Below are 23,704 nucleotides of genomic sequence, written 5' to 3' on the forward strand. Positions count from 1 at the left end.
GTTCTACTTTGAGGGCTCTACTGGACACGTTGAGAGTCCGACGATCCGATACAGGGGGCAAAAGCTAACAGCACCGGTGAAAATGAATGCAACTGCTACGATGCCCAGGACTGCTGCCCAGGTACCGCCGATCACGCCTGTTGCGTACATCACGCCAATTGACACAGCAATCACGATGCGCAGCGCACGATCTATCGTTCCCATGTTCGTATTCATAATCAGGTAGATCCATTTGTTGTAACAAGCAAGAGAGTATCATTTTAACGAAGGTAGCGGGGAAAGTTGTGCCGCGTTACGCATTTATATCGTATCATACGTTCTTGCTTGACACAGCACATCGGATGCAAACGCTTTCGCTCTACGCTATCGCGGTCATGTTTATTGCGACGGGAATCGCTCATTTCGTGAAGCCTGGCCTCTTCACGCGTATTATGCCCCCTTACCTGCCAGCGCCCAAACTACTTGTGTATGTGAGCGGAGCATTTGAAGTTGCGGGAGGCGTGGGGGTTCTCGTTCCGGACGTACAGGTCTATGCCGCGTGGGGACTGATCGCACTGCTCGTAGCTGTATTTCCAGTGCACGTCTACATGGTGAATGCGCCTGAAAAGTTTGACGACATCCCGACATGGGTGCTGTGGTTTCGACTCCCCCTTCAGTTTGTGCTGATGGCCTGGGTGTACTGGACAGTTATTGCATAGCTGTTGGAGAAGCCGATACGTGAAGTTGGGAGGCTCTAAACAAATGCTTCCCCCAAACAACACTGCGCCGGACCCTCCTTATGGAGCGTCCGGCGCAGATTGGGTCACATTCCTGAGCGGATGTGCTCTGATGCCATGCATGGCAGGATCAGGAGCATATCGCCAGAGCGTGTGATTTAGTCTTCGAGGTAGAACGTGTAGTCGCCGCTTCCGCTATACGATTCTACAACCCACAGGTAGTAGCCTGAGGATCCGCTGTAGGAAATCTCCTCGTTTGAGTCAGGCGTGGTCGAAGAGGCGACCTGGCTCCAGTTCCATCCGTTCCAACGGTAGAGATACAGGTCGAAGTCTGCATCGCTCGGACCCTGCAGGTAGCCGACTTCACTTCCATTGCCAGCGTAGTACGAGCCATCCGGCTCGTACGCATCGTCGCCGGTGCCGGTCAGGGTGCCGGTGTAGGCTGAGCACGAAGAGCAGGGAGCGCTCGGTGCACTGCCGCCTCCGCCACCGCTGCTGTCGTCGCCAAGCAGGCTATACAGCATCAGGTTTGGAGATGTCGATCCGATTCCGGAAAGCACGCCTCCGGTTGCAGTGTTTGTGAGGTCCGAAAAGACCTGCTGCGGCGTAGCACTCGGATTTTCTTCCAGGTAGAGCGCGGCTACCCCTGCTGCGTGCGGCGCTGCCATCGACGTACCGCTGATGGTGTTGACAGCGGTGTCGCTGGTATACCAGGCCGAAGCAATGTTTGACCCCGGGGCCCAGATGTCTACGCACGAGCCAAAGTTCGAAAAGCCCGAGCGTTGGTCTGACGACGTGGTGGAGCCGACCGTGAGGGCTGCATCAACGCGAGCCGGTGAGGCGGTGCAAGCGTCGGTGTTGCTGTTTCCTGCAGCGGCTACGACGAGAATGCCGTCGTTTACCGCATTCGTTACTGCGTTGTCAAGCGCTGTGCTGGCTCCGCCGCCAAGGCTCATGTTCGCCACAGCAGGAGGCTGATGATTCGCAGCAACCCAGTCGACGCCGGCAATAACGCCGTCCATGGTGCCGCCGCCGTCACAGTCGAGCACGCGCACTGCGTGGAGCGTTGACCCTTTCGCGACGCCATACACGGTACCGCCTGAGGTACCGGCAACGTGTGTGCCGTGGCCGTTGCAGTCTTGCGCGTTCTGGCCATCGTTAAAGGCATCGGCGCCAGCCACAGCCCGTCCGCCAAAGTCGTTGTGACTGGTCCGAATGCCGGTGTCAAGGACGTAGACGTTGACTCCGGCACCGGTAGCGCTGTACGAGTAGGTATCATTCAGCGGAAGCGTGCGCTGGTCTACGCGGTCGAGTCCCCACGGGGCATTCGTCTGCGTATCGTTTATCGCATGCACAGTCTGGTTCTGTTCGACAAAAGCAACATCGTCGCGCGCCTCAAGCGCCTGAGCGGCCTCCTCGGTAAGCTCGGCAGCAGCAAAGCCTTCAAGGGCGTGGCCGTACGTGTTCAGCACACGTGCTTCGGTCGATTGCACGGATTGCAGCACCGTTTCGGCATATCCGATGCGCTCGGCTGTGCTCTTGGCAGTTACCTGTCCTTGCTCATAGACGACAATGTACTCGCCGTCAATGGGCGTGCCAGGCTGGTTCACGCCCGGAAGCTCAGTGTCAGATGGAGCGTCCGCCGGTGGGGTGGCACTCATTGTGATGGGCGATGCTTCCTCGTCAGCATCATCGGTCACAACAGATGACGAATCATCGCATCCGGCCCATACCAGAGACGCTGCAAGCAGGGCTCCAAATAAAAAAGAACGGAGTAGGGGTGGGGAGTTCATAAAAGGGATTGCTTTACGCAAAAGAATAACGACAACACTCGGAGACGAAAACGACATGCGAAGCAGTAATCCGGTGGGGGGCCTCGCTTTCATCAACAAATGTTCGCACTACGTTAACTATTACGTTACACTATGTAAACCATTCATACAGGATTACTTAAATCATCATAATCGTGGAGTAGGGAGGGTTGTCCGGTTGGGGGGAAATGAAGCTCAACCTCCGATTCCACAAGAGTCGTAGTCTGGTAGCACATGTGACAATTCACACTCCTATCCGATTGTGTTTGAGTGAGCCAAAAAGCTGACGATGCTGCGTGTAATCAGTGGAGGCATGATTCAGATGGGGCTATCTGCAGATGAGCTATTCCAGAGGATGCGATGTCTGATGCCTTGTCTGCGGTGGTGCAGAAAAATGGTGAGTCAGAAAAATATGGCAGATGTCTTGAAATGATGCGTCCTGTGTGAAGCTACGCATCAACCGGGTCCAATAGCTGCCTGCCGGTAGCATTCGACCCGATACGCCTTGTATATTAGAGGGCATCGCTTCGCCTCCCTTATGCCGCTTATTTGCTATGATCGACCGTTATACTCGTCCTGAAATGGACCGCCTCTGGAGCATCGAACAGCAGTTTCAGTCGTGGCTCGACGTGGAACTCGCCGCCTGTTGGGCGTGGAGTGAGGTTGGAGCCATTCCACCCGAGGATGTCGAGAGGCTCTACGAAAATGCATCGTTCGATGTTGAACGCATTCGCGAAATAGAGAAAGAGACCAAGCACGATGTAGTCGCGTTCACCCGGGCCGTGAGCGAGACGCTCGGTCCCGAGAAGAAATGGGTGCACTACGGCCTTACCTCGACCGACGTAGTGGATACCGCCTACATGGTGCGGATGCGAAAGGCGAATGGGCTCATCCGGTCGCAGCTTGACGGACTCATTGAGCAGCTTGCCGACCGGGCGCATGAGCACAAAGATACGCTCACGATGGGGCGTACGCACGGCGTGCATGCTGAGCCAACGACCTTTGGACTGAAGTTAGCCCGGTTCTATGACGAGATGAACCGGCACCGCGAGCGGCTCAGGCGGGCATCCGAAGAGATGCGCGTGGGTAAGCTGTCGGGGGCTGTGGGCACGTTCGCGCACATTCCGCCCGAGGTGGAGCGGCTCACATGCGAGCGGCTCGGCCTGCGCCCGGCTCCGATCTCTACGCAGGTGCTCTCGCGCGACCGGCATGCTAACTACCTGAGCGTGCTCGCCGGCATTGGGGCCTCCATTGAGAAGATCGCCGTGGAGATTCGACACTTGCAGCGCAGCGAAGTACGTGAGGTAGAGGAGTCGTTCGGATCCGGCCAGAAAGGGTCGTCTGCGATGCCGCACAAGCGCAATCCGGTCGGATCCGAAAACCTGACGGGCTGTGCGCGGCTTCTTCGCGGCTACATGGTGAGCGAGCACGAGAACGTGGCACTCTGGCACGAACGCGACATCTCGCACTCCTCAGTTGAGCGCGTGGTGCTGCCAGACGCTACGACGATCACCCATTATGCGCTACGCCGCCTGAAGCGCATCATCAAAAACCTGACGGTCTATCCCGAGCGCATGCGCGAAAATATGGAGGCCACGTATGGACTCTATAACAGCCAGCGCCTTATGCTGCGTCTCATCGACGCCGGACTCTCGCGCGAGGAGGCCTACGACCGCGTGCAGCCGCTGGCCATGCAGGCGTGGGAAGAGAAGCGCGCCTTTCAGGAGATCGTGCGTAGTGCCGATGCCGTCACGGAATATCTGTCGGTGGATGCCATCGACGAGGTCTTCGACCCCAGCTATCACGTGCGCAACGTAGATCTTATCTTTGAGCGTGTTGGGCTGGCATAGCCCGCTACCCTGTCGCCGGGTCTACCAAAACTCAGATAGGCCTCTAAACAGACGAGCTTCGAAACAAACAGGCAAACGCAGAAGCGCCCCGCTCGGGTTTATCCGCAGCGGGGCGCTTGCGTTGGTAGGAGAGCTTAAAACCTGTTTTGACTTCTTCATTTGGGCCCTGCTGGGCTGGGGCCGAAGGGCATGCCCCGTCAGGCTCTAAAAGATGGAGCGGAAGATTGCAACGCCAATAGCGATAACGATGGCATTGGCCAGCGCAATAGGCAGCAGCTTCTTCCAGCCGAGCTCCATAAGCTGATTGTACTTGAAGCGGGGGAACGTCCACCGTACCCAGATGAAGAGGAACGCAAAGAAGGCTACTTTCGCCATCAGCGATGCAAACTGCAGGAGGGCAAGCCAGACGCTGCCTTCGAGTGCTGGAATCGCTTCAAGGAGCAGAGGCTGAAACGGAATGAGATAGCCGCCAAAGAAGAGCGTCACGATAATGAACGACGCCACAAACCAGTTCACGTACTCAGCAAGGAAGAACATGCCGAACTTCATACCGCTGTACTCGGTGTGGTAGCCGCCAACCAGCTCCTGCTCGGCTTCGGGCAGGTCAAACGGGGCGCGGTTCGTCTCGGCAAAAGCCGTCACGATAAAGATGATACACCCGATGGGATTGCGAAACACGTTCCACCCAAGCAGGGCCCATCCGCTGGCCTGATCTTCTACGATGCCCGACAGGCTCATCGTACCGGCAATGATCACAACCGATATCACGGCCAGGCCCATCGACAGCTCGTACGAGATCATCTGCGCGGCAGAACGCAGGCCGCCAAGAAGCGAGTACTTGCTGTTTGAGCTCCAGCCCCCGAGCGTAATACCATATACGGTGATTGAGGTGAGTGCCAGCACAAGCAGCACACCGACTTCCACATCCAGAAGCACAACGCCCTCGGCGAACGGGATCAGTGCTGCTACGCTCATAGCAATGACAACCATCAGCACAGGAGCCAGCGCATGGATGAACGTGTTTGACGCTGCGGGACGGATGTCCTCCTTCATCACGAACTTCAGCACGTCTGCGAACGGCTGCAGGATGCCGAACGGACCCACCCGGTTCGGACCGGGCCGGTTCTGCATGAATCCGGATACACGACGCTCGGCATACACAAGCACCGACGCCGAAAGCAGCATCGCATTCACTACCAGGAATGCAAATATAAAGGTGGAGAGCAGCGGGTATTCCATAACGGCAAGGTTGGTTCAACAGAGTCCGCAGGAGGGCTGCGAACAGGCTGGACGTAGATCACTAACCTACAAGCCGTATAGGCTGCGTGCAAACATGATGCGCTGCTCATGGAGCCGCTGCACAGCTAAAATCGGTGTTTTCGGAGAGAGTTCACCATGCAAAACAGCCGCACTTTCAGGCTTCACGATCAGTCTGCATTGCCAGTCTGCATTCCCGCACTGCATTCCCGCACCTCTGTTATTCCCGGCATCACGAAGCCTGGGTGCGCGCGGTAACCGGTGCGAGCGCTATGCCATAAGCGCTGAAGCAGCTGATGTGCGTAGCGGAGCCGTCTGCTGCTGCGCATACGACTGCAGGGCACGCAGGGCCTCCGCATCCAGAATAAGCAGCTGGTCTAAGCCCTTGCCGGCACGTAAGATTACCGCCTCAGGAGCATGGTCGCTCAAGCATTTCAGTACGGCTTTGCGCGTCATGTTGAAAGAACGGGCAAACTGGCAAAGCTGCCCCATGATCTCGCCGTCTTCTGCCACGCGAATTGGTTCAGATGGACAATCCATAGTTCGAGCCTCTTGTTGGTTTGTGTAGATTCAATTAGCATATTGGGCAGTAACCGTGCCACACCGTTTATGCCGGCTTGCCGTCACTATGTAGACGCGCTTTGTTCTCGGTTCGTTACACGGCCCACCGGTACGAGGCCTCTACATGCGGGGCGAGTACGCTGCGCAGCCGCTTACGGGCACGGTGCAGACGCACACGCGCATTGCCCGGTGTGATATCTAACTCACGGGCGACCTCTTCAGTAGACAGTTCGTCGAGATCACGCATTGCAATGATCTCGCGATACGAGCGGGGAAGCTCCGACAGCGCCTCGTAAAGCAGTTCCTTCTCCTCGCTGTGCACCGCATCTCCGACGGGCGATGCGTATGAGGACGTGCCAAATGCCGATCCGTGCGTGTCTGATACCATGCGGTTCAGCGTGCCGTCTTCAACGTGAGCGTAGTGGTCATCGGTGCGCCCGCGCTGCAGGGCTACATTTTTCGCAATACTGTAAAGCCAGGTCGTGACCTTTGAAGCTCCTTTGAACCGGGGGGCGCTCCGAATCGCCTGGAAAAACGTCTCCTGAAGCAGGTCCTGAGCCGTTTCTGTGTTGCGAGAGTAGCGCTGCAGCACCCCCAGAATATACTGCCGGTTGCCGTAAATCCACCGCTCAACTGAAGAAGGTGCCCGGTCACGAAATGCAGAGAGCTGCTCTGCAGACAGGCGCTGCGACGTGTTGGAAGACGAAACGTTTGAGGCTGAGGAAAGCATATCCATAACCAAAATCAGGGATAGACGAAAAAAGCACTTGCGTGCGTCACTCCTCTAATAGAACAACTTCGTGCCAAACCAGTCATGACGCGCCATTTGGCCAGGTATAGTACTGTTTATATTTATCTTAAATATAATAATATTTTGTAAAGTGGGGATGCGAGAGGTCTGCAATTTGTCGATATATCGACGCCTGTGTCAGCATGTCGACACGTTCAGAGGCACGGGTCTCGAAGGCGTACCGCTACGTTTTCAGTTGACGGGGTCGGCGCGCACGCGCTAACAATCTCCATAGCTGCCTCCATAGCTGCGCTGATGCTCAAACACGGCCAAAGGCCGACGGGTACGTCCAGCCAATAGGTCCAACCAGAGGCGTACCTACCCAGAGGCATGCAAGGAGCTATACACTGCACGCCCGTGGTATCGCCGCGGGTCGCAGGCGTCTTGCAAGTCTTACAAAAAGACAACCCGACGCTCTCTGCTGTCGTACGATATGTTGTATGTGAGTGTATGTGAATATATAAAAGAGCCAGTGTAACGCCATCCTTAGCGGCAACACGCATGCAATGTGCGCACCGCTCTATCATCCTCCGCCTGTTAACTTCACACCTGTATACAAACAATGGCTGGTCGTGACGCTACTCTTAGCGAGAAGTCGGCAACCACGCCCGATTACCAGGCGCTGTATGACACCGCGCCCGTTGCATACTTCTCCGTATCGCCCGGCGGATACATTCAGATGCTGAACCAGTACGCGTCCGAGTTGCTGGGCTATGAACGCGACGCGCTCATCGGGATATCGCCCCTCATCCTGTATGCGGATACGCCGAACGGGCGCGAGAAGGCCAAAGCGGTGCTCGCTAACGCGCAGGCTGGCACAGCCGTTGAAAAAGAAGAACTGCGCATGAGGCGTTCAGATGGCACCCTGCTATGGGTACAGCTAACCGTCCGCCCGGTAAAAGACGAAGCGGGACGTATCCAGCGCTTCCAGTCGATTGTAACAGATATTACGGAGCGAAAAAACGCCCGAGAAAAGCTGCACGCTGCACAGAGTGCGCTTGAGGAGCGGGTTGAAAGCCGAACGGCCGAACTGCGGCGTGTCAACGAAGAGCTGCGATCTGAAGTGGCTGAGCGGCGCGCCATCCAGGAGCAGCAACAGCGTCAGCTGGCTGCGATGGATGCCGCCATGGCAGGCATGTCGATCCACGAACCCGATGGCACGTTTCGGTATGCCAATCAGGCGCATGCTACCATTTATGGCTATGACGCCCCCGACGAGCTTGTCGGACGGTCGTGGCGCATCCTCTACGAGGAAAGTGAACAAGCCTACATTGAAAATGCGGTCTTTCCGGTTCTTGAGCAGGGCAACAAGTGGAGCGGCGAGTTAACCGGACTGCGCCGCGATGGAAGCACGTTTCCTGTCTACCTGACGCTTACGCCGCTTGACGATGGAGGGCTAACGTGCATCTGTGAAGACATCACCGACCGCAAGGAGCGTGAGCAGCGCCTGGAGCTTTACACACGGCGCCTGGAGGTGCTGCGTGATATCGATCAGGCCATCTTGCAGGCGCAGTCGCAGGAAGAAATCGCGCAGGCTGCAATGGAGCGCCTGCAGCATCTCATTCCATGCAGCCGCTCAAGCGTTATGCTTGTTGACACAGAGGCCAACGAGGCAACGGTGCTGGCACGCCACAGCACGGCAGCTACCGAGCTCGATAGCGGAACGACGTATCCGCTTAGCGACCTGCATTTCTCCGGAGAGCAGTTGCAGGAGGGGCCGCACCTGATCGAAGACATTCGTACCGTGACACAGACCCCCCCTCATCGAGCGCCTCCAGCACGAAGGCATTCGCTCATTCATGACCCTGCCGATGCAGATCGACGCGACGGTACTGGGTACGGTGAACCTGGGCGCCGAATCGCCGCGCTGTTTCAGCGAGCAAGAGCAACGCATCGCCAAAGAGGTTACCGACCAGCTGACTATCGCCCTGCGGCAGGCGCAATTATTGGATCAGGTGCAACAGCAGACCGAGCGCTTGGAGCAACGCGTCGAAGAGCGCACCAAGGAGCTGGAGTCGTTTACCTATTCGGTATCGCATGATCTGCGCACGCCACTGCGGGCGGTAGATGGATTCTCGCGCATGCTGCTGGAGGCGCACGGCGACCAGCTCGACGAGGAAGGGCAGCGCCTGCTCGGAATTGTCGTGGAAAGCGCCCATCGCATGGGACAGCTCATCGATGACCTGCTTGCGCTCTCGCGCCTCGGAAGCCGCGAGATGCGTGCCGGATCAATCGATATGGAGATACTGGTCGACGACGTAGTCGGCGAGCTTAAACGGGCCCATCCCGACCGCAACATCGTGTTTGAGCGTACCCCCTTGCCTGATACCTGTGGCGACCGGTCGATGGTGCGACAGGCGCTCACGAACCTGCTTTCGAACGCGGTCAAGTTTACACGTGGAGAGACGCCAGCACGCATCCACATTACGCATGACCCGGACGCCGCCGACCCCACCTATATAATTGAAGATAACGGAGCCGGATTCGACATGAACTACGCCGACAAGCTATTCGGGGTGTTTCAGCGCCTGCACGACGAAGATAGCTTTGAGGGGACCGGGGTGGGCCTTGCTATTGTAGAGCGCGTTGTGCATCGCCACGGCGGTCGCGTATGGGCCAAGGGGCATGTGGGAAAAGGCGCTACATTCTCCTTTTCACTCCCTACAGAAACGAAGCTCGCGACCTGACAAGTTTTTCCCTGACATGCGCTTCCTGTATGCCTCCTATGTTGTTAGAAGTATCTTACTGAATGCTATGAGCCGTTCTATATTGCTGGTTGAAGACCAGCCACACGATGCCGAACTCACCTTGCGGGCCCTGCGCGGGCTTGGGCTCGATGAGCAGGTGCATCATCTGCGCGATGGGGCGGAGGCCCTCCACTACCTCTTTAAAGAAGAGCATCCGCACAGTACCATGCCGCCTAAGCTCATCCTGCTCGATCTCAAACTGCCCAGGGTAAGCGGACTGGAACTGCTGGCAGCGCTCAAAGAGGATGAGCGTACGCAGTGCATCCCTGTCATTGCGCTCACCTCGTCGCAGGAGCAGCAAGACGTGCATCGCTGTTACGACCTAGGCGTGAACAGCTACGTGGTGAAGCCGGTGGACTTCGCAGAGTTTACCGAGACGGTGCAACAGATTGGCCGTTACTGGACGACGATGAATCAAACGGTCTGTTGAGTAACACGTTTTTAAATAGAACTTGTCTACACGCAGAGCCCTTGTTCGGTATGTCTGACCCGCTTGCTTCCTGGGATGCGCTCGATGTGCTGCTGTTGGAAGACGTAGACACCGATGCCGCACTCATCCGCCACCAGTTGCAGTCCGACGGCCTGTCTGGCACGGTGCGCCGCGCCGACTCAAAGCCGGCGTTCATCGCTGAGCTGAGGGCGGCTGTTCCCGATATTGTGCTGTCCGACTACTCGCTGCCGGCTTTTGACGGGCTGGCTGCGCTTCGTTTCGTGCAGGCGTGCTGCCCCGATGTGCCGGTTGTGTTCGTGTCGGGGGCCATTGGAGAGGAGCGGGCCATCGAAACGCTCAAACAGGGCGCCACCGATTACGTCCTCAAAGATACGCTTTCGCGGTTGGGGCCGGCGGTGCATCGCGCGCTGCGCGAGGCTGAGGAGCGGCGAGCACGTCAGCAGGCCGAGGCCGCGCTTCAGCAGGCTCACGACAGGCTGGAGCAGACCGTGCAAGAGCGCACCGCCGCGCTGCGCGAGAGCCAGCAGCGCCTGTCAACGATCGTCGACTCGGCCATCGACGCTATCATAAATATCGACAGCGAGCGCACGATTACGCTTTTCAATCCGGCTGCTGAGTCTATCTTTGCATGCAGCACTGAAGCGGCCGTGGGTGCCCCGCTCACCCGCTTCCTGACGCAAGACTTTGCAGCACTGCTCGACGACTATCTGGATCAGCAGCCAGATGCAGATGGGCGATACCTGGCCGCATCCGAAGGCATTCAGGCACGCCGTGCTACCGGTGCGACATTTCCGGTCGAAGCGACGCTGAGCCCGCTCCCGCTCCCCAGTGGAGCCATGCAGCACCTGCTCATCCTGCGTGATATCGATGCCCGGGCGCGTGCCGAAGCCGCTGTCTCGCAGCTTGCTTCCGAGAAAGCCTACCTGCAAGAGGAGATCCGTAGCGAGCGGGGATTTGAGACAATCGTTGGCACGTCGCCTCCTATGCAAGAGGTGTTTACGGCCATCGACCAGGTGGCTGCAACCGACACCACCGTGCTCGTCTGTGGCGAAACCGGAACCGGCAAAGAGCTGGTTGCCCGTGCCGTCCACGATCGTAGTCCACGTGCCGGCAATGTGCTGGTGAAGGTGAACTGCTCTGCGCTCTCCAGCGACCTAATCGAGAGCGAGCTATTCGGGCACGAGAAGGGGGCGTTCACCGGAGCGTCGGAGCAGCGCATCGGACGCTTCGAGCTGGCCGATGGGGGCACGCTCTTCCTTGATGAGATCGGAGAGCTGGCGATGTCTACGCAGTCTAAGCTGCTCCGTGCGCTGCAAGAGCAGGAGTTCGAGCGCGTGGGGGGAAGCCGCACAATCCAGGTGGATACGCGGATTATCGCGGCTACCAATGTCGACCTCGAACAGGCTGTTGAGGAGGGGCGGTTCCGGTCGGATCTCTACTTCCGGCTCAACATCTTCCCGATCACGCTCCCCCCGCTGAGCGAGCGTGGAGGAGACATCCCACTGCTGGTCGATCACTTTCGGCAGCTTTTCTCCCAGCGTATGGGGAAGTCCATCGAAGGGGTTAGCCCTAGCGCAATGGCCGTGCTCAAAACATACGATTGGCCCGGCAATGTGCGCGAGTTGGCAAACATCATGGAGCGTGCGGTGATTCTGGCACAGGGCCCGATGGTCCGCGCCGACAACCTCTCGATTTCGCAGGCGCCGCAGCCGGTGCCGGGCGATGCGGCATTTCCAACCCTGCAGGAGGCGCAGCGCAACCACATTATTCAGGCACTGCAAACGACCGGCGGCACTGTCGGGGGCGAAAACGGCGCCGCCGCGCTTCTGGACATAAAGCGCACGACGCTGCTCTCGCGCATGAAGCGCCTGGGCATCGATGCAGAAGCGTACCGCGCATAGCCCGCAAATCGTTTTCAGGCGGAGCCTAATACATCGCCTCCGACCGAGCCTGGTCGCGGTGGGCGTTCATGAACGCGACCATGCGGGGGGCGTACTCCGTCAGCGACGGACACGTGATTCCGGTGCCTGCAAGCGCCTCATCAATACGGCGTGTGTCGTAATGCACTTCGTGGTCGAAGTAGTCGATAAGCTCTGGCGCGATGCCCAGGTAGCGTCCAGCTGCCGTGCCCATTACCGCCCGTGCGACCGAAGGGCCAACGGGGAGGTAGGCCACATGCATATCGAGCTGATCCACAAACGTCTCCATAATCTGCTGTGTGGACAGCGCGTCTGGATCGGTCAGGTGAAACGTAGTGCCGTTATGTGCCGGAGTACGCATTAAATGTGCCATGGCGTTAATCACGTAATCGACGGGCGTAAGGTGAACCGGGGCGGTGCCGTCGCCTACGCGCGCCATCACGGTATATTGCGGGAGGCGCTGCAGGGCACGCAAAATGAAGTACGGTCCGTCGAACTTGTCGGTCTCGCCGGTCTGCGAATCGCCCACCACGATGCCTGGACGAAAAACCATGGTTGGCACAGTATCCATGTGTTCGCGCACGAGCACCTCGGCATGGTACTTCGTTTCCTCATAGAAATTTTTAAAGCTGGTGTTGTGTGTCAGCTCGTCTTCGAGGACGCGTCCTTTGCGTTTTCCAGACACATAGGCGGTGCTTACATATCCAAACGTTTGCAACTGCGGCGCGGAAGCCATACAATCAAGCACATGTTGCGTGCCCGTTACGTTAACCCGCCAGCCAATATCGCGCGGGATCGTGAGGTCATAGACGGCGGCGAGATGAACAGCGTGTGTTATGGAGCGAACAATTGGACCATAGTCATCTCCAAGCCCGAGATCCGGTTTTGTGATGTCGCCAGGGTAGACTGTAGCCCGGTCGGTCAGGTCGATGCGCTGTAGCACCTCGTGCGCTTTGGCTTCAAACTTGGGCTGTACCAGCAGAGCAAACTGCAGCGAAGGGTCTTGCGCGGCCATGGTTTCGACCAGGCGCGTGCCCAGAAACCCCGGAAATCCCGTAAGAAAGAGCATGAAAAGAGTGGCGTTTGGAATGGACGTACGAACAGAGAGTACAGAGGTACTCGCGTCACCAGCACCTGAAACTTCAGGCATGTGGTTCGCAGAGCATCTTCAAGCGCTGCTTCGTGCTGTAAGCGCTTTTCGTAACCGTTGAACCCGCTCCCGCATTTTCGGTTCACCTTTTATCCACGTAGTTGTGCACTGCGCGCAAGCAAGTGCACCTGATTTCCTAAGGGCTCCCTTATGCCTTCTCCCTCACAGACATCATCATCGACTGGGTCAGCCGAATCTGCTCGGTTGGACGCAGATGCGCGTTCTTCGCTGAATGGGCAGGCACGGGGAGAGCATGCCCAGGCCTCTTCAGAATCTTCGGAGGGGAGTGGCCCGACCGATGCGGCGCACGCTGCGCACAATGAGAAGGAGAATAAAGCCTCCCCTGAACCGGGTGAAGAGCAGCGCTCACCACTTGCAGACTTTGATCCGCTGGCTCCTTACAGAGGCGCTGTGCGCCGCTTTTTTGTGGTGTACCGCCATGTGGTCGGGCTGCTCATGGGCGGGCACATTGCCTACGTGCGATCGCTTCCTAAGGTGCAAAAGCGAGGGATGCGGTCGCTCGGAAAGCGCATGCTGTCGTGGGTCCTGCGTCCGCTTGTGAACCGCTCGCTGGTTGACCTGCCGTTTCCGGTGCAGCTGCGGAAGCGCCTGGAGATGCTCGGGCCCACGTTTACCAAGCTGGGGCAGATTCTGGCGATTCGCGAGGACCTGCTCCCTCCGTCCATCACGCGTGAGCTGGAGAGCCTGATGGACCACCTGCCGCCCATTCCATTTGTGCAGGTGCGCGACATCATTGAGCGCGACCTGGGGGCGCCTGTTGACGAGCTGTTTGCAGAGCTTAGCAACAAGCCGCTTGGCTCAGCCTCTATCGCACAGGCGCATCGGGCTACAACCATCGAAGGCGACGACGTGGTTATCAAGGTGATTAAGCCCGGCATCCGCGAAATCATAAAGTCAGATCTGAAGCTGCTGGAGTTTTTCGGGATCTTTCTGAACTGGATCATCCCACAGTACCGCCCGCGACAGATTATTGAAGAGTTCAGTGCGTACACCGAGCGTGAGGTCGATTACTCGTTCGAGGCGACCAACGCGGAGGTGTTTGCCGCTAACTTCAGCGATATGCCCGACGTGGTCTTTCCCACGATCTACCGTGAGCTGAGCTCCGACGATGTGCTCACCATGCAGTTTATCGATGGCATCCGTCCGGGATCGCCCGAGTCGCTCCAGCTTTCGCCTGAGGAGCGCGAGCGCGTCATCGACCTCGGGTCGGCAGCGATCATCCGTATGCTCTACAAAGACGGGTTCTTTCATGCCGATCTGCATGCGGGTAACCTGAAGATCATCGAAGGCGGCCCCGACGATCCGGTTAAGGTCGGATTCATCGACATGGGCATGGTCGGGCGGTTCAGTCCGCAGGTGAAGCGGCGCCTGCTGTACTACTACTACGCCCTGGTACGGGGCGATGTCGAGAACGTAGCGCGTTACCTGCTCGACATCGCGCGCATCGGTGAGGGCGGCGACCCGCAGGGGTTTCGGCGGGCGGTATCTGACCTCTCGCGCTACTTCGCGAGCCAGGGGCAGACAGGCAACATCAGCATCGCCCAGCTCATCCTGGAGTCGCTCAGTCTGGGGGGACGCTACCGCGTCTTCTTTCCGGTAGAGATGACGCTCATGGTGAAAGCGCTCGTTACGTTTGAGGGCGTAGGGCGCACCATGAAGCCCGACCTCGACGTGGTGGCGGTGTCGCAGCGCCATGTGCGTTCTATCTTCCGCGAACGGTTCGATCCGCGCACGCTGGGACGCGAGTTCTTCAGCAACGCCCCTGAACTGATTGACGCAATCGTACAGATGCCCCGTCTGATGACGTCGAGCGTGGCGTATGTAGAGGAGCGCCTCGACGACCGCACGCCTACGTCCGATCCGTTCCCGGGCTTGCGTGGTAGCATTCTTGGGGGCGCCTGTATTATCGGAGGGGCACTGGGTGTGGTGCAAGGCGGCCCTGTCTGGCTGTGGCTCTCGCTCTTCATTATTGGATTTGCGCTTGCACTGTTTAAGACGTGATGCCTCGCTTTCGCCCCCTGTTCATTCAACGCTCGGTCTACCGGTTGCTGCATGGCTAATGATTCTGACTTTACGATCGACATTACGCTCGACCCCAAGGACCTGGAGGAGCTGTTTGAGCCGTTCGATCCGTGGCGGCACGAGGCGCACATGCCCTCCGGGCCGGCGCCCGATCTGGAGCGGACCGACGTGCCCCACGATCCAACCGACTGGGGATATCTCTACAGCCTGATTGACGGGTTCATGGGCGACGTGATCGACCGCTACTTTCGGGCGAAGCTCGTTGGACACGATAAGATTCCTGACGAAGGCCCGCTCATCCTGGCGCCCAACCACAGCGGTAATGCGTTCCCGCACGATGCAATTGTGCTCGATGCCGCTCTGTGGCGCGCATCTGGCTACACCAAGGCCGGTAAGTTTCGCAGCGTGTATACACCACAGCTTGCTGCAACCTGGTGGATGCGCCCTTACGACCTCGACGACTGGTGGCGGCGGGGTGGGGGAGTAGACATGACGTTTACTAATTACGACAAGCTTCTGGCGCGTGGCGACCGGGTGATCTATTATCCGGAAGGAGTTCCCGGCATCGGAAAGGGGTTTACGCGACGCTATCAGCTGCAGCACTTCCACTCCAGCTTCGTCGTACTCGCTGCAAAGCACGATGCCCCGGTCTATCCGGTTAGCGTTGTGAATGCGGAGTGGGTAAACCCGACCAGTGTTACGTTTGAGACGCTCGACCGCATCGTTCAGAAAGTGCTCGGTATCCCCTTTCTGCCCCTCCCCATTGCCCCGCTGGCCCTGCTTTTCCCGTTCATATTCTACCTGGCGTTCCCGTGCCAGATGACGTTCGTCGTACAGAAGCCAGTCAACGTGCGGCAGATGCTGCGCGAAGAGGGATGCGAAGACGTAACGGCGCCAAGTCGTGACACGGTGCTCCGTGTAGCCAGGCGGATCCAAGAGCGCTCGCAGCAACACCTCGACGAAGCGGTTGATACGTACGGTGATAAGCCGTACGACTGGGAGGGACTCAGGCGCGAGATGAATAAAGTGAAGGGGCGCCGTCTGCGCACAACCCCACTCGGCTGGCCAATCTCCTTTGTTACACACGAGCGCGACCGGGAGCGTCCGGCAGCACGGAGCTGGCTGCATAAGATCCTGCGTGACCTCGACATTGCAGCGTGGTATATGCCGTTTGGGTGGTTCCTGATTGCGCTCATCCGTAAGCTCCGTAAGCCACCCTATGGCTATCGCGGGCTCAGCAAAAAAGAGAAGCGCCGCCGCCAGGGATCGTACCGGTGGTCACTCGAAGATCGTTCGCTTCCGCCGCGCCCGGCTATGGGGATAACCCCGAAAGAGCACCCGGCGCCCGACGACGGGGCGGACCGCAATGATTCGACAGAGGCGTGACAGAGGTATGATAGAGGCATAATGCCACTCTCATACGGCTCGTTGGTGCGTGAAGGCATGAACGTGAACGTGTAGAGATGGCCAGACGCGCGAAACGCTGGTCTTTTTGCGCTGCCATGCCGCGCTACGATGCGTTGATTCTGCAGTTACGAAGCCGGCTGCTGCATACGTAGCTGTTCGAGCACCAGGTCGAGCCGGTCGAGCACCTGATTGGTTTCATGCATGACCGACTGTGCGGTAGAGCGCGGCACGAATTCGCTGAAGAGCGTGCGCCGCGTATCCGTAAGCACGTCAAGTCGCAGGCGGAGTCCGTGGCGCTGGAGTTTCTTTTGAAGGGCAGGCGCCTGGTTGCGCAGGTAGCGCCGTGTGGCCTGGTAGGCGTGCTCACACACCTCGTGGCGGTTGCGAAAGCTGAAGATGTTCGAGAAGAACATGCGCGTGTCGTCGTACTCTGGCTCGATGAGCACCAGGTCGGCATCGGGATGCGTGTGCGCGTACTTTTTGAATCCGGTTGTTTTGCGCGAGTCGACAATAGCGCGAAAGGTCTGTGAGAGCACAGCCGGCAGCCCGTGGTCGACCAGCCCGTGCTCGTTGAGCAGGCGGTTGGCATGCTCTTTCAGCTGAATGTTAACAGGCACGATCGGGTTGATGCAGAACAGCAGGTCGGCCCCCTCATCGAGGGCCACGCTGGCATGCACGGTGCGACGTGCTACCCCGTCAATGTAATACCCCCCATCGATTTCCACCGGGCAGTAGAGTCCGGGCAGTGCAGTGCTGGCCTGTACGGCCTTCGATATCGGCACATGGTCGCGCCCGGGCTCCCCGAACACGGCAATCTCCGACGAATCGAGATGCATGGTCACGATGCGGAGCTTCGTGCGCAGCTCGCGGAAGTCGTTGGTGCGTTCAGGAGGTGTAAAGGCCTGCGCTAAGAAGTGATGCAGCGGCTCGTTCTCAAAGAGTCCCGTGGGGACCACCGAGCCAAACGTTGAGAGTAGTCCGACAACTGAGAGGTCGGTTGGGTGCGTGACGAAGTAGCGCAGCGTGCGCCAGAGGGCACCCGGGAAGCGCAAGAGGCGTTGGGCATACTCGCGCAGTGCCGGGCTGAACATCACCTCGGGGTTCACATTCAGCCGCGGATCTTCGTCCACTTCCGATACAATGGCGCGGCTTAAGGTGCGAGCAGGTACGCCGTTAGCGAGCAACGAACTAATCAGAGCCCCCGAACTGACCCCCACGTAGGTATCCAACTCGTGCAGTGAGAGTCCGTCGATGGCCTCGTCGAGCGCGCACAGCGCCCCAACTTCGTAGATGGCTCCTTCGACTACCCCACCTGCACAGGCGAGTCCAACCGAAGACGTAGCAGCAGTAGTCATGGAAACCCCAGGATAGTAAATAGACAATGAGCCTATGGATCTATTGTGAAAGCGGTTCCAGCGGACAAGCGCTATGGTGGATTGGACAAGGTGTATTTATCGCGCTTGTTACGTGTCTCCCATGGTGCACCTTGTGGGGGAAGCCAGGAAGGGGGCTGGAAGGATGTGCCTGTGTGGTGGCAGGCTATGGTGAAGGAGGTGTGCTCTCGGATGCCGAAGAGTTGCTTTCTTCAGAGACCGCCCCGTTCTGGGGAGAGGGACGGTCGATCGCATCCAACAGAGTAGCGAGCTTCTGTTCGGCTTCGTGCAGCTGATTGCGTAGCGTATCGAGCTCGTCGGCGCGTGGGCCATGCAGCAGCCGACCGAGGCGGTCGAGAGAGTGCTCAACGAGGTCGTCTACGCGAACCCGAATCTGGTCGAACCCTGCGTCAAGTGCGGCGCCGCTCTGGCGGAGCAGCTTATGCAGCACCTCGGCGGGTATAGGCTGATGGCCCTGCTTGCCCTCTGCCAGAATGATCTGGGTGAGGGTCTGCGCCGTGAGGTCTTGCCCGGTCGACTGATCAACGACCTCAACCGTTTCGCCCGCCCGCACCAGCTCGGCGATGTCGCTCAGCGACACATATGCGCTGGCCTCTGTGTCATAGAGCTTGCGATTCTCATAGCGTTTGATCAAGCGAGCCATAAGAGAGCAACTAAAGACAAATGACTAAACAATTGTGATTGTGCGGTGACCTGTTCAGTTGTGGCGTGCTGCGTTGTGCTATTGCTTCGTTGTTGCAGTGCAGCTTGCGGAGGGCGCGCACTTTTTGGCCCTACGTACATGCAGAAGGAGCTTTAGAACCTGTTTTGATTTCTTAATTTGGGCTCCGAGCGGCGGCGCTGGACTGCAAATTGCCCCCGATGTCGGCCCGTAGCCCCGGCTACGAACCTCCATCGGGGTCCAATTTTCGCCTCAGCGGCGCTCGCTCTCGCCTACAAACCAAAACCCAAACAGGCTCTTAAGGTGCACGCATGCACGTGGCTGCGTTGCGTGTTGGCGCAACGGGCTGTACGACCCGAGCCGGCACGCTGCATGAAGATGGTAGGGTCTCCCAGATCGTACAACCAATGCATAACGCACTGCGTCACCACAGGGGGAACGTAAGACGCATGGCCGGGCGGTGTGATCCAGGTGCATGCTGGCAGCATCCGCCGGCGAACCTAAATCTCGACTGGCTTGTTCAGTCTTGCCCGGAATAGATCCAGACCGCTCCTGCTCTAACGATGTTCTGAATTACGACGGTGCCCTGAACCAGGGTAATGTCGAATAGGGAGAGCATCGAAGACTGTACTAAAGGAAGGAGCAAGCATTGTACCTGTCTCGTACCACTCTGATTTATGGCCCACGCCCCATCTCCGGTAGAGGAGGAACTCATTCAGGAATTTGGCAACATCTATGAGTCGCACGGACTAAAGCGGCTTCAGGGATTGATCGTTGGCCTGCTGCTTACGCAGCGCGATCCTGCGTCGCTCGACGATATGGTTGACCTGCTCGGGCATTCGAAAGGACCGATCTCTATATCGGTACGCCGTCTGGCTGATATAGGCGTAGTGCGCAAGGTCGACGGCCCGGTGAACCGGCGCAACTACTACGTGGCGCATCCCGACATCTTCTATAACAACTTCAAGTTTAATATGGCCACGGTGCGCCGCAACCGGTCGCTGGCCGAGCGATACTTAAACCGCATACGAAGCAGCAAGGTGACCAACAGCGAGACTGTCAAGAATTTGGAGCACATGCACGCCTTCTACCAGCTTATGGAGTCGTTCTACCAGGACTTTTCAAAGCGGTGGGAGGAAGTGAAGCAGGCACGCCTTGCCGACGCTGACGCACAGAACCAGGCGGTAGAAGAATCAACAAGCTAAGCCATATGTGCTAACCGGTGCGCAACGGACATCGGCGCAACGGACACTGGCGGAGGGACACCGGCGTAAGAGCATGCGCGCACGGCATCCCCCTGACATGCCCCGGCGCCCGGTGAGGGTAGATGGTTATTCGTAGATGCGTGTACGGAACGATCGCTCGGCACCATCGGGCGCATCAAGCACATCGAACTTTACACGCCCGAGCGTGCGCCCGTCCTCAGTTTCAACATCGACGCGCCAAGTGCCCGGTTGAATATTGCTTTTGAACGTGTAGCCACGAAACCCTTCGATGCGCCCGCCGCGCACGGTATAGGGGATGCGATCGGTCGTCTGCCACACGATGCCCTCATCGGTTTCGCGACGCTGCTGCCAGCGATGCACGACGCCTGTTTGTAACGTGGTTGGGGCAAAGATAGCGGCAAAGAAGTAGACGCGGTCGCCTTCTGCATATGTGAAGGGCGTACTGCTGCGTCGCCAGAAGCGCGTCCAGGGCGGCGTTTCGTAGGTAAGTGCATACCCTTCAGAGGTCACCTTTACCTCATGGTAGATGTTGCCTGCCTGCATAGAGAGCGGAACCGGTGGAATCCAGTTCTTGGTGTAGGCGATATTCATACCGATAAACAGGGCCAGCATTACGGCGGCTACGCCCCCTACTTGCTGCATCGATTCGAACACGTTCCACCGTTCGAGAAGCAGGGCCAACCCGCCCACGAGGGCCATACTGAGCAGTCCACCTGCCACAAACAGCCCATAGCCCATGCTGCCTACCAGAATGGGCAGGAAGAAGGTGAAGAAGCAGAAGAGCGCCAGGAAATAGAGCCCGAGCATCAAGTACAGGTTGATGGAGTCGCGCCAGAGAAACTCGTTAGCAACGAGGACGGCAACGAGCACCACCAGGAAAACGGCGGATGCGGTCAGGGAGGCGCTACGGGTAAAGTAGACCACGTATGCGCTGAAAAGCCCGCCCATGAAAAACTGAACGCCGGCATTGGAGAACGGCTCAATCGTTGTTAGGAAGGGGCGGGCGGGTAAGCGGTGTACCACCCGCAGGGCCGCCAGCACAATGCATCCCCCCAACAGCACGATGTAGGCCGCCAGGATAAGATTATCGACGGCATGGTCAATCTGGCGCAGCGTAAGCACATCCCACAGCACCCCACCTCCGAAGAACACCGCCGGTGCGATGTCGGCATAACGCGTATACAGGCGGCGCGTCCAGCGATAGTAACGATTCCGCTCCAGGTAATGAGACCAGCGGATCCACCGGTTGGAAGCTGCTGGTGCTGAAGAAGGATTCATGCGGTTGAGCAGGGGAGAGAAACACAGGACGGACAATAGACCATGCGAACGAGCGGCATCAGAGAGGCTATGCGGCTGTGTAGTGGCGCAGCAGGTCTTTGGTCGTAATGATACCAACCAGCTTTTTGTCCTTTACGACCGGGAGGGCTGAGATAGCCTCCGTGAGGAGCAGGTGGGCTGCTTTTTCGGGAGAGGTATCGGGTGTTATTGTCTTGGGATTCTTGTTCATCAGTTTACGGGTCGGGTAGGCCAGTGTGCGCACGTCGCGCTGTGTTTCTGCGTTGGTGTTCAGGAACGGACTCAGCGCCTGAAGTACGTCTCGGTTAGAGAGCACGCCCTTGAGCATCCCATCTTTGACCACCACGAGATGGCGAAATCCGTGCTGCTTGAGAAGCTTCTGCACTTCGAGGAGGGGCGTTTCGGGCAATACACTCACGACATCGCGGGTCATAATTGCTTCTACGGTATCCATAAACGGCGGCGTTTAAAAATTAGGAGGATGCGAAAAGCCATGCGGCCAGCATGGCCTTCGGGACGAAAACGTATACGGTTGAACTATACGAAAGCTATTGTCTAAAGCTATTGTCTGATGGCGAGTGCTGCAATAGGAGGAGGGCGTAAAACGCACAGATCGTACGCTTTTACGCCAGAATCTACATCGGAATCCAAAAGGCGATGATAGGCCCCCCAAGGGTAACAATGAGCACCAGCGCTACAAGTCCGATAAGAGAGCCAGCGCGCACGAAGTCGTTGGTACTGCACACGCCGCTGGCATAGGCGATTGCGTTCGGGGGCGTGCTTACCGGCAGGGCCATTGATACCGAGGCGGCGAGTGCGATGCTGATGGCTACGTGTACCGGATCGAGACTGCTCGCTGCTCCCATAGCGAGCGCTACGCCAATAGGAACCAGCAGGTTAGCCGCGGCGGTGTTCGACATGAGCGTACTTACCACCACGGTGGTTGCCGCCAGCGCAAGAATGACAAACGGTCCCCCGGCCGGTACAAAGCCGACGATCACCTCGTCGAGTCCGGTGCTCTGCATGCCGGTGCCAAGAGCAATACCGCCTGCAATGAGAATCAGGATATTCCATTCCAGGCTGTCGAAGTCGGCCTGAGTGAGGAGTCCGGTAGCGGTGAATGCGACCACGGGCAAGAGAGCTACAACCGCGGTAGGCAGCCCGTGCCAGCGGTCGGTGCACCACAGCACAATGGTGACTACCATGACGGTGAGTACAAAGATGCTGCGGGCATCAAGCGAGGAGTCGTTGGCGTTCATCGTTACAGAGCTACGCTCGGGTGGATACATCCACCGCAGCACGACCCACGAAAGCAGCAGCAGTCCGGTAGCCAGCGGTACGGCAACAACCATCCATTCTAAGAACGAAACGGGATAGCCAGCGCTATTCAAGAAGCCGACTGCAACCGCATTGGGGGGCGAAGAGATCGGCGTACCCATACCGCCGATATTTGCAGCGAAGGGAACGGAGAGCACGAGTCCTACCCGTAGCGGATCGGCTTTGTCGATCCCGGCAATCATGGGCGTAACGAGGGTGATCATCATGGCGGTGGCTGCGGTGTTGCTCATCCACATTGAGAACACTGCAGTGATCACCATGAGGCCAAGCATGACGTTGCCGGGACGGGTGCCGAAGCCACGCAAGACGAGCTTTGCCAATGTGCGGTCTACGCCTTCTTTAACAGCGGCCCGTGCAATAATAAACCCCCCGAGAAAAAGAATGATAATGGGGTCGGCGATGGGGGCCAAGAAGGTTTCATAAGAGGGCGTCGGGCCCTCGGAAAACCCGAGACCGGGCCAGTTGCCCGGATTGGCCAGCAGGATGATCTCGAGTCCAATGATGAGCAGAGCGGTTGCAAAAAGAGGCAGGGCCTCGGTCGCCCACAGGAGCGCTGCAGCCACAAAGATACCGGCCATCAGTGCCGTTTCGCGGGGCAGGGTGTCGGCGGTGAGGTAGACGACGAGCAGGGCAGCCAGCAGCGCCAGAATCCCGATCACGACGTTGCGTGATTGTAGCGGACGGCGTATCGAGAGGATGACGCGGACTGCACGGTCGCGTGCAATCTCGGCTTTGAGAGAGGAGCGGCTCCACAGATGGCGAAGTCGCCGGTCGGTGCGCCGCAGTAGCTCAGCGGCCGGATCTGCTACGACCTCCTTGATAGAGTCTACCGTGTCAGCTGCAAAGTCCCCAATCGGGTGGGAGCGGTTGTCGCTGTCATCGCTATGACGGTTTGAGCCGGGCGCAGCCGGTTCAGAGGAACCCGTCTCGGAAGGAGCGTCAGAAGGCGTTTCAGGCATGGCAGCGGTGCAGGGTCGGTACGCGGGGCAGAACGAGACCGGAATGAGCTTCAATGCTACACTATGACGAATCGGTTGCTAAATGCGAGCGGGTACTCCCCGTACTCGGGTACTCCCTATACTTTAGT

The 23,704-nt window shown here is 58.1% G+C and carries 19 protein-coding genes and 2 pseudogenes; 10 read left to right on the forward strand and 11 right to left on the reverse strand.

What is annotated here, in order from left to right; translation table 11 throughout:
• Positions 1–3 precede the first annotated feature (3 nt).
• Entirely contained in the window at positions 4–216 is a 213-nt protein-coding gene (locus ACZ48V_RS02935) for a YgaP family membrane protein (RefSeq protein WP_464541439.1), read from the reverse strand.
• A 125-nt stretch (positions 217–341) separates the two neighbouring features.
• On the opposite strand from ACZ48V_RS02935, the gene ACZ48V_RS02940 reads away from it, so the two are divergent.
• Complete coding sequence (locus ACZ48V_RS02940; RefSeq protein WP_464541441.1) at positions 342–698, forward strand: DoxX family protein; 357 nt, start codon at positions 342–344, stop codon at positions 696–698.
• A gap of 176 nt (positions 699–874) precedes the next feature.
• On the opposite strand, the gene ACZ48V_RS02945 is transcribed toward ACZ48V_RS02940, so the two are convergent.
• Complete coding sequence (locus ACZ48V_RS02945) at positions 875–2,509, reverse strand: S8 family peptidase (protein ID WP_464541443.1); 1,635 nt, start codon at positions 2,507–2,509, stop codon at positions 875–877.
• 572 nt (positions 2,510–3,081) lie between these two features.
• Here ACZ48V_RS02945 and purB point away from each other — a divergent pair.
• Positions 3,082–4,377 carry an adenylosuccinate lyase gene (gene purB / locus ACZ48V_RS02950; RefSeq protein ID WP_464541445.1) on the forward strand — a complete coding sequence of 432 codons (1,296 nt, stop codon included), beginning with the start codon at positions 3,082–3,084 and terminating at the stop codon, positions 4,375–4,377.
• 204 nt (positions 4,378–4,581) lie between these two features.
• On the opposite strand, the gene nuoH is transcribed toward purB, so the two are convergent.
• From nuoH to ACZ48V_RS02965, 3 genes are all read right to left on the reverse strand, one after another.
• Complete coding sequence (gene nuoH, locus ACZ48V_RS02955) at positions 4,582–5,616, reverse strand: NADH-quinone oxidoreductase subunit NuoH (protein ID WP_464541447.1); 1,035 nt, start codon at positions 5,614–5,616, stop codon at positions 4,582–4,584.
• A 288-nt stretch (positions 5,617–5,904) separates the two neighbouring features.
• The gene (locus ACZ48V_RS02960) at positions 5,905–6,174 is read right to left on the reverse strand and encodes a hypothetical protein (RefSeq protein ID WP_464541449.1); all 270 of its coding nucleotides are present in this window, start codon (positions 6,172–6,174) and stop codon (positions 5,905–5,907) included.
• Between the two features lie 115 nt (positions 6,175–6,289).
• A complete protein-coding gene (locus tag ACZ48V_RS02965; protein WP_464541451.1) occupies positions 6,290–6,931 on the reverse strand; it encodes an RNA polymerase sigma factor in 642 nt (213 codons plus the stop codon).
• Positions 6,932–7,547: 616 nt separating this feature from the next.
• Between ACZ48V_RS02965 and ACZ48V_RS02970 the strand changes: the two are divergent.
• From ACZ48V_RS02970 to ACZ48V_RS02990, 5 genes and pseudogenes are all read left to right on the forward strand, one after another.
• Positions 7,548–8,423, forward strand: a pseudogene (locus ACZ48V_RS02970) (PAS domain-containing protein); the annotation flags it as partial.
• Between the two features lie 373 nt (positions 8,424–8,796).
• Positions 8,797–8,856, forward strand: a pseudogene (locus ACZ48V_RS02975) (hypothetical protein); the annotation flags it as partial.
• A 105-nt stretch (positions 8,857–8,961) separates the two neighbouring features.
• Positions 8,962–9,672 carry a sensor histidine kinase gene (locus ACZ48V_RS02980; protein WP_464543092.1) on the forward strand — a complete coding sequence of 237 codons (711 nt, stop codon included), beginning with the start codon at positions 8,962–8,964 and terminating at the stop codon, positions 9,670–9,672.
• A 67-nt stretch (positions 9,673–9,739) separates the two neighbouring features.
• A complete protein-coding gene (locus ACZ48V_RS02985) occupies positions 9,740–10,162 on the forward strand; it encodes a response regulator (RefSeq protein WP_464541453.1) in 423 nt (140 codons plus the stop codon).
• Between the two features lie 50 nt (positions 10,163–10,212).
• Positions 10,213–12,084, forward strand: coding sequence for a sigma 54-interacting transcriptional regulator (locus ACZ48V_RS02990; protein ID WP_464541455.1), 1,872 nt, complete (start codon positions 10,213–10,215; stop codon positions 12,082–12,084).
• Between the two features lie 25 nt (positions 12,085–12,109).
• On the opposite strand, the gene ACZ48V_RS02995 is transcribed toward ACZ48V_RS02990, so the two are convergent.
• The gene (locus ACZ48V_RS02995) at positions 12,110–13,171 is read right to left on the reverse strand and encodes an SDR family oxidoreductase (protein WP_464541457.1); all 1,062 of its coding nucleotides are present in this window, start codon (positions 13,169–13,171) and stop codon (positions 12,110–12,112) included.
• A 231-nt stretch (positions 13,172–13,402) separates the two neighbouring features.
• Here ACZ48V_RS02995 and ACZ48V_RS03000 point away from each other — a divergent pair, with 231 nt between their 5' ends.
• Entirely contained in the window at positions 13,403–15,274 is a 1,872-nt protein-coding gene (locus ACZ48V_RS03000; RefSeq protein WP_464541459.1) for an ABC1 kinase family protein, read from the forward strand.
• Between the two features lie 51 nt (positions 15,275–15,325).
• Positions 15,326–16,681 carry a 1-acyl-sn-glycerol-3-phosphate acyltransferase gene (locus tag ACZ48V_RS03005; protein ID WP_464541461.1) on the forward strand — a complete coding sequence of 452 codons (1,356 nt, stop codon included), beginning with the start codon at positions 15,326–15,328 and terminating at the stop codon, positions 16,679–16,681.
• A 146-nt stretch (positions 16,682–16,827) separates the two neighbouring features.
• Here the strand turns inward: ACZ48V_RS03005 and ACZ48V_RS03010 are convergent, their stop codons facing one another.
• Positions 16,828–18,057 (reverse strand): patatin-like phospholipase family protein, encoded by a 1,230-nt coding sequence (locus tag ACZ48V_RS03010; protein ID WP_464541463.1) that lies wholly within the window; start codon positions 18,055–18,057, stop codon positions 16,828–16,830.
• 184 nt (positions 18,058–18,241) lie between these two features.
• Positions 18,242–18,739: a polyhydroxyalkanoate synthesis regulator DNA-binding domain-containing protein gene (locus ACZ48V_RS03015; RefSeq protein ID WP_464541465.1), complete on the reverse strand. Its 498-nt coding sequence runs from the start codon at positions 18,737–18,739 to the stop codon at positions 18,242–18,244.
• A gap of 695 nt (positions 18,740–19,434) precedes the next feature.
• Here ACZ48V_RS03015 and ACZ48V_RS03020 point away from each other — a divergent pair.
• Entirely contained in the window at positions 19,435–19,962 is a 528-nt protein-coding gene (locus tag ACZ48V_RS03020; RefSeq protein ID WP_464541467.1) for a GbsR/MarR family transcriptional regulator, read from the forward strand.
• A gap of 126 nt (positions 19,963–20,088) precedes the next feature.
• On the opposite strand, the gene ACZ48V_RS03025 is transcribed toward ACZ48V_RS03020, so the two are convergent.
• The 3 genes from ACZ48V_RS03025 to ACZ48V_RS03035 all read right to left on the reverse strand — a co-directional run bounded on the left by ACZ48V_RS03025 (position 20,089) and on the right by ACZ48V_RS03035 (position 23,576).
• The gene (locus ACZ48V_RS03025) at positions 20,089–21,261 is read right to left on the reverse strand and encodes a DUF2914 domain-containing protein (RefSeq protein WP_464541469.1); all 1,173 of its coding nucleotides are present in this window, start codon (positions 21,259–21,261) and stop codon (positions 20,089–20,091) included.
• Positions 21,262–21,328: 67 nt separating this feature from the next.
• The gene (locus tag ACZ48V_RS03030) at positions 21,329–21,733 is read right to left on the reverse strand and encodes a CBS domain-containing protein (RefSeq protein ID WP_464541471.1); all 405 of its coding nucleotides are present in this window, start codon (positions 21,731–21,733) and stop codon (positions 21,329–21,331) included.
• Between the two features lie 181 nt (positions 21,734–21,914).
• A complete protein-coding gene (locus tag ACZ48V_RS03035; protein WP_464541473.1) occupies positions 21,915–23,576 on the reverse strand; it encodes an SLC13 family permease in 1,662 nt (553 codons plus the stop codon).
• Between the last annotated feature and the right edge of the window lie 128 nt (positions 23,577–23,704).

Source organism: Longimonas haloalkaliphila, assembly GCF_055379825.1.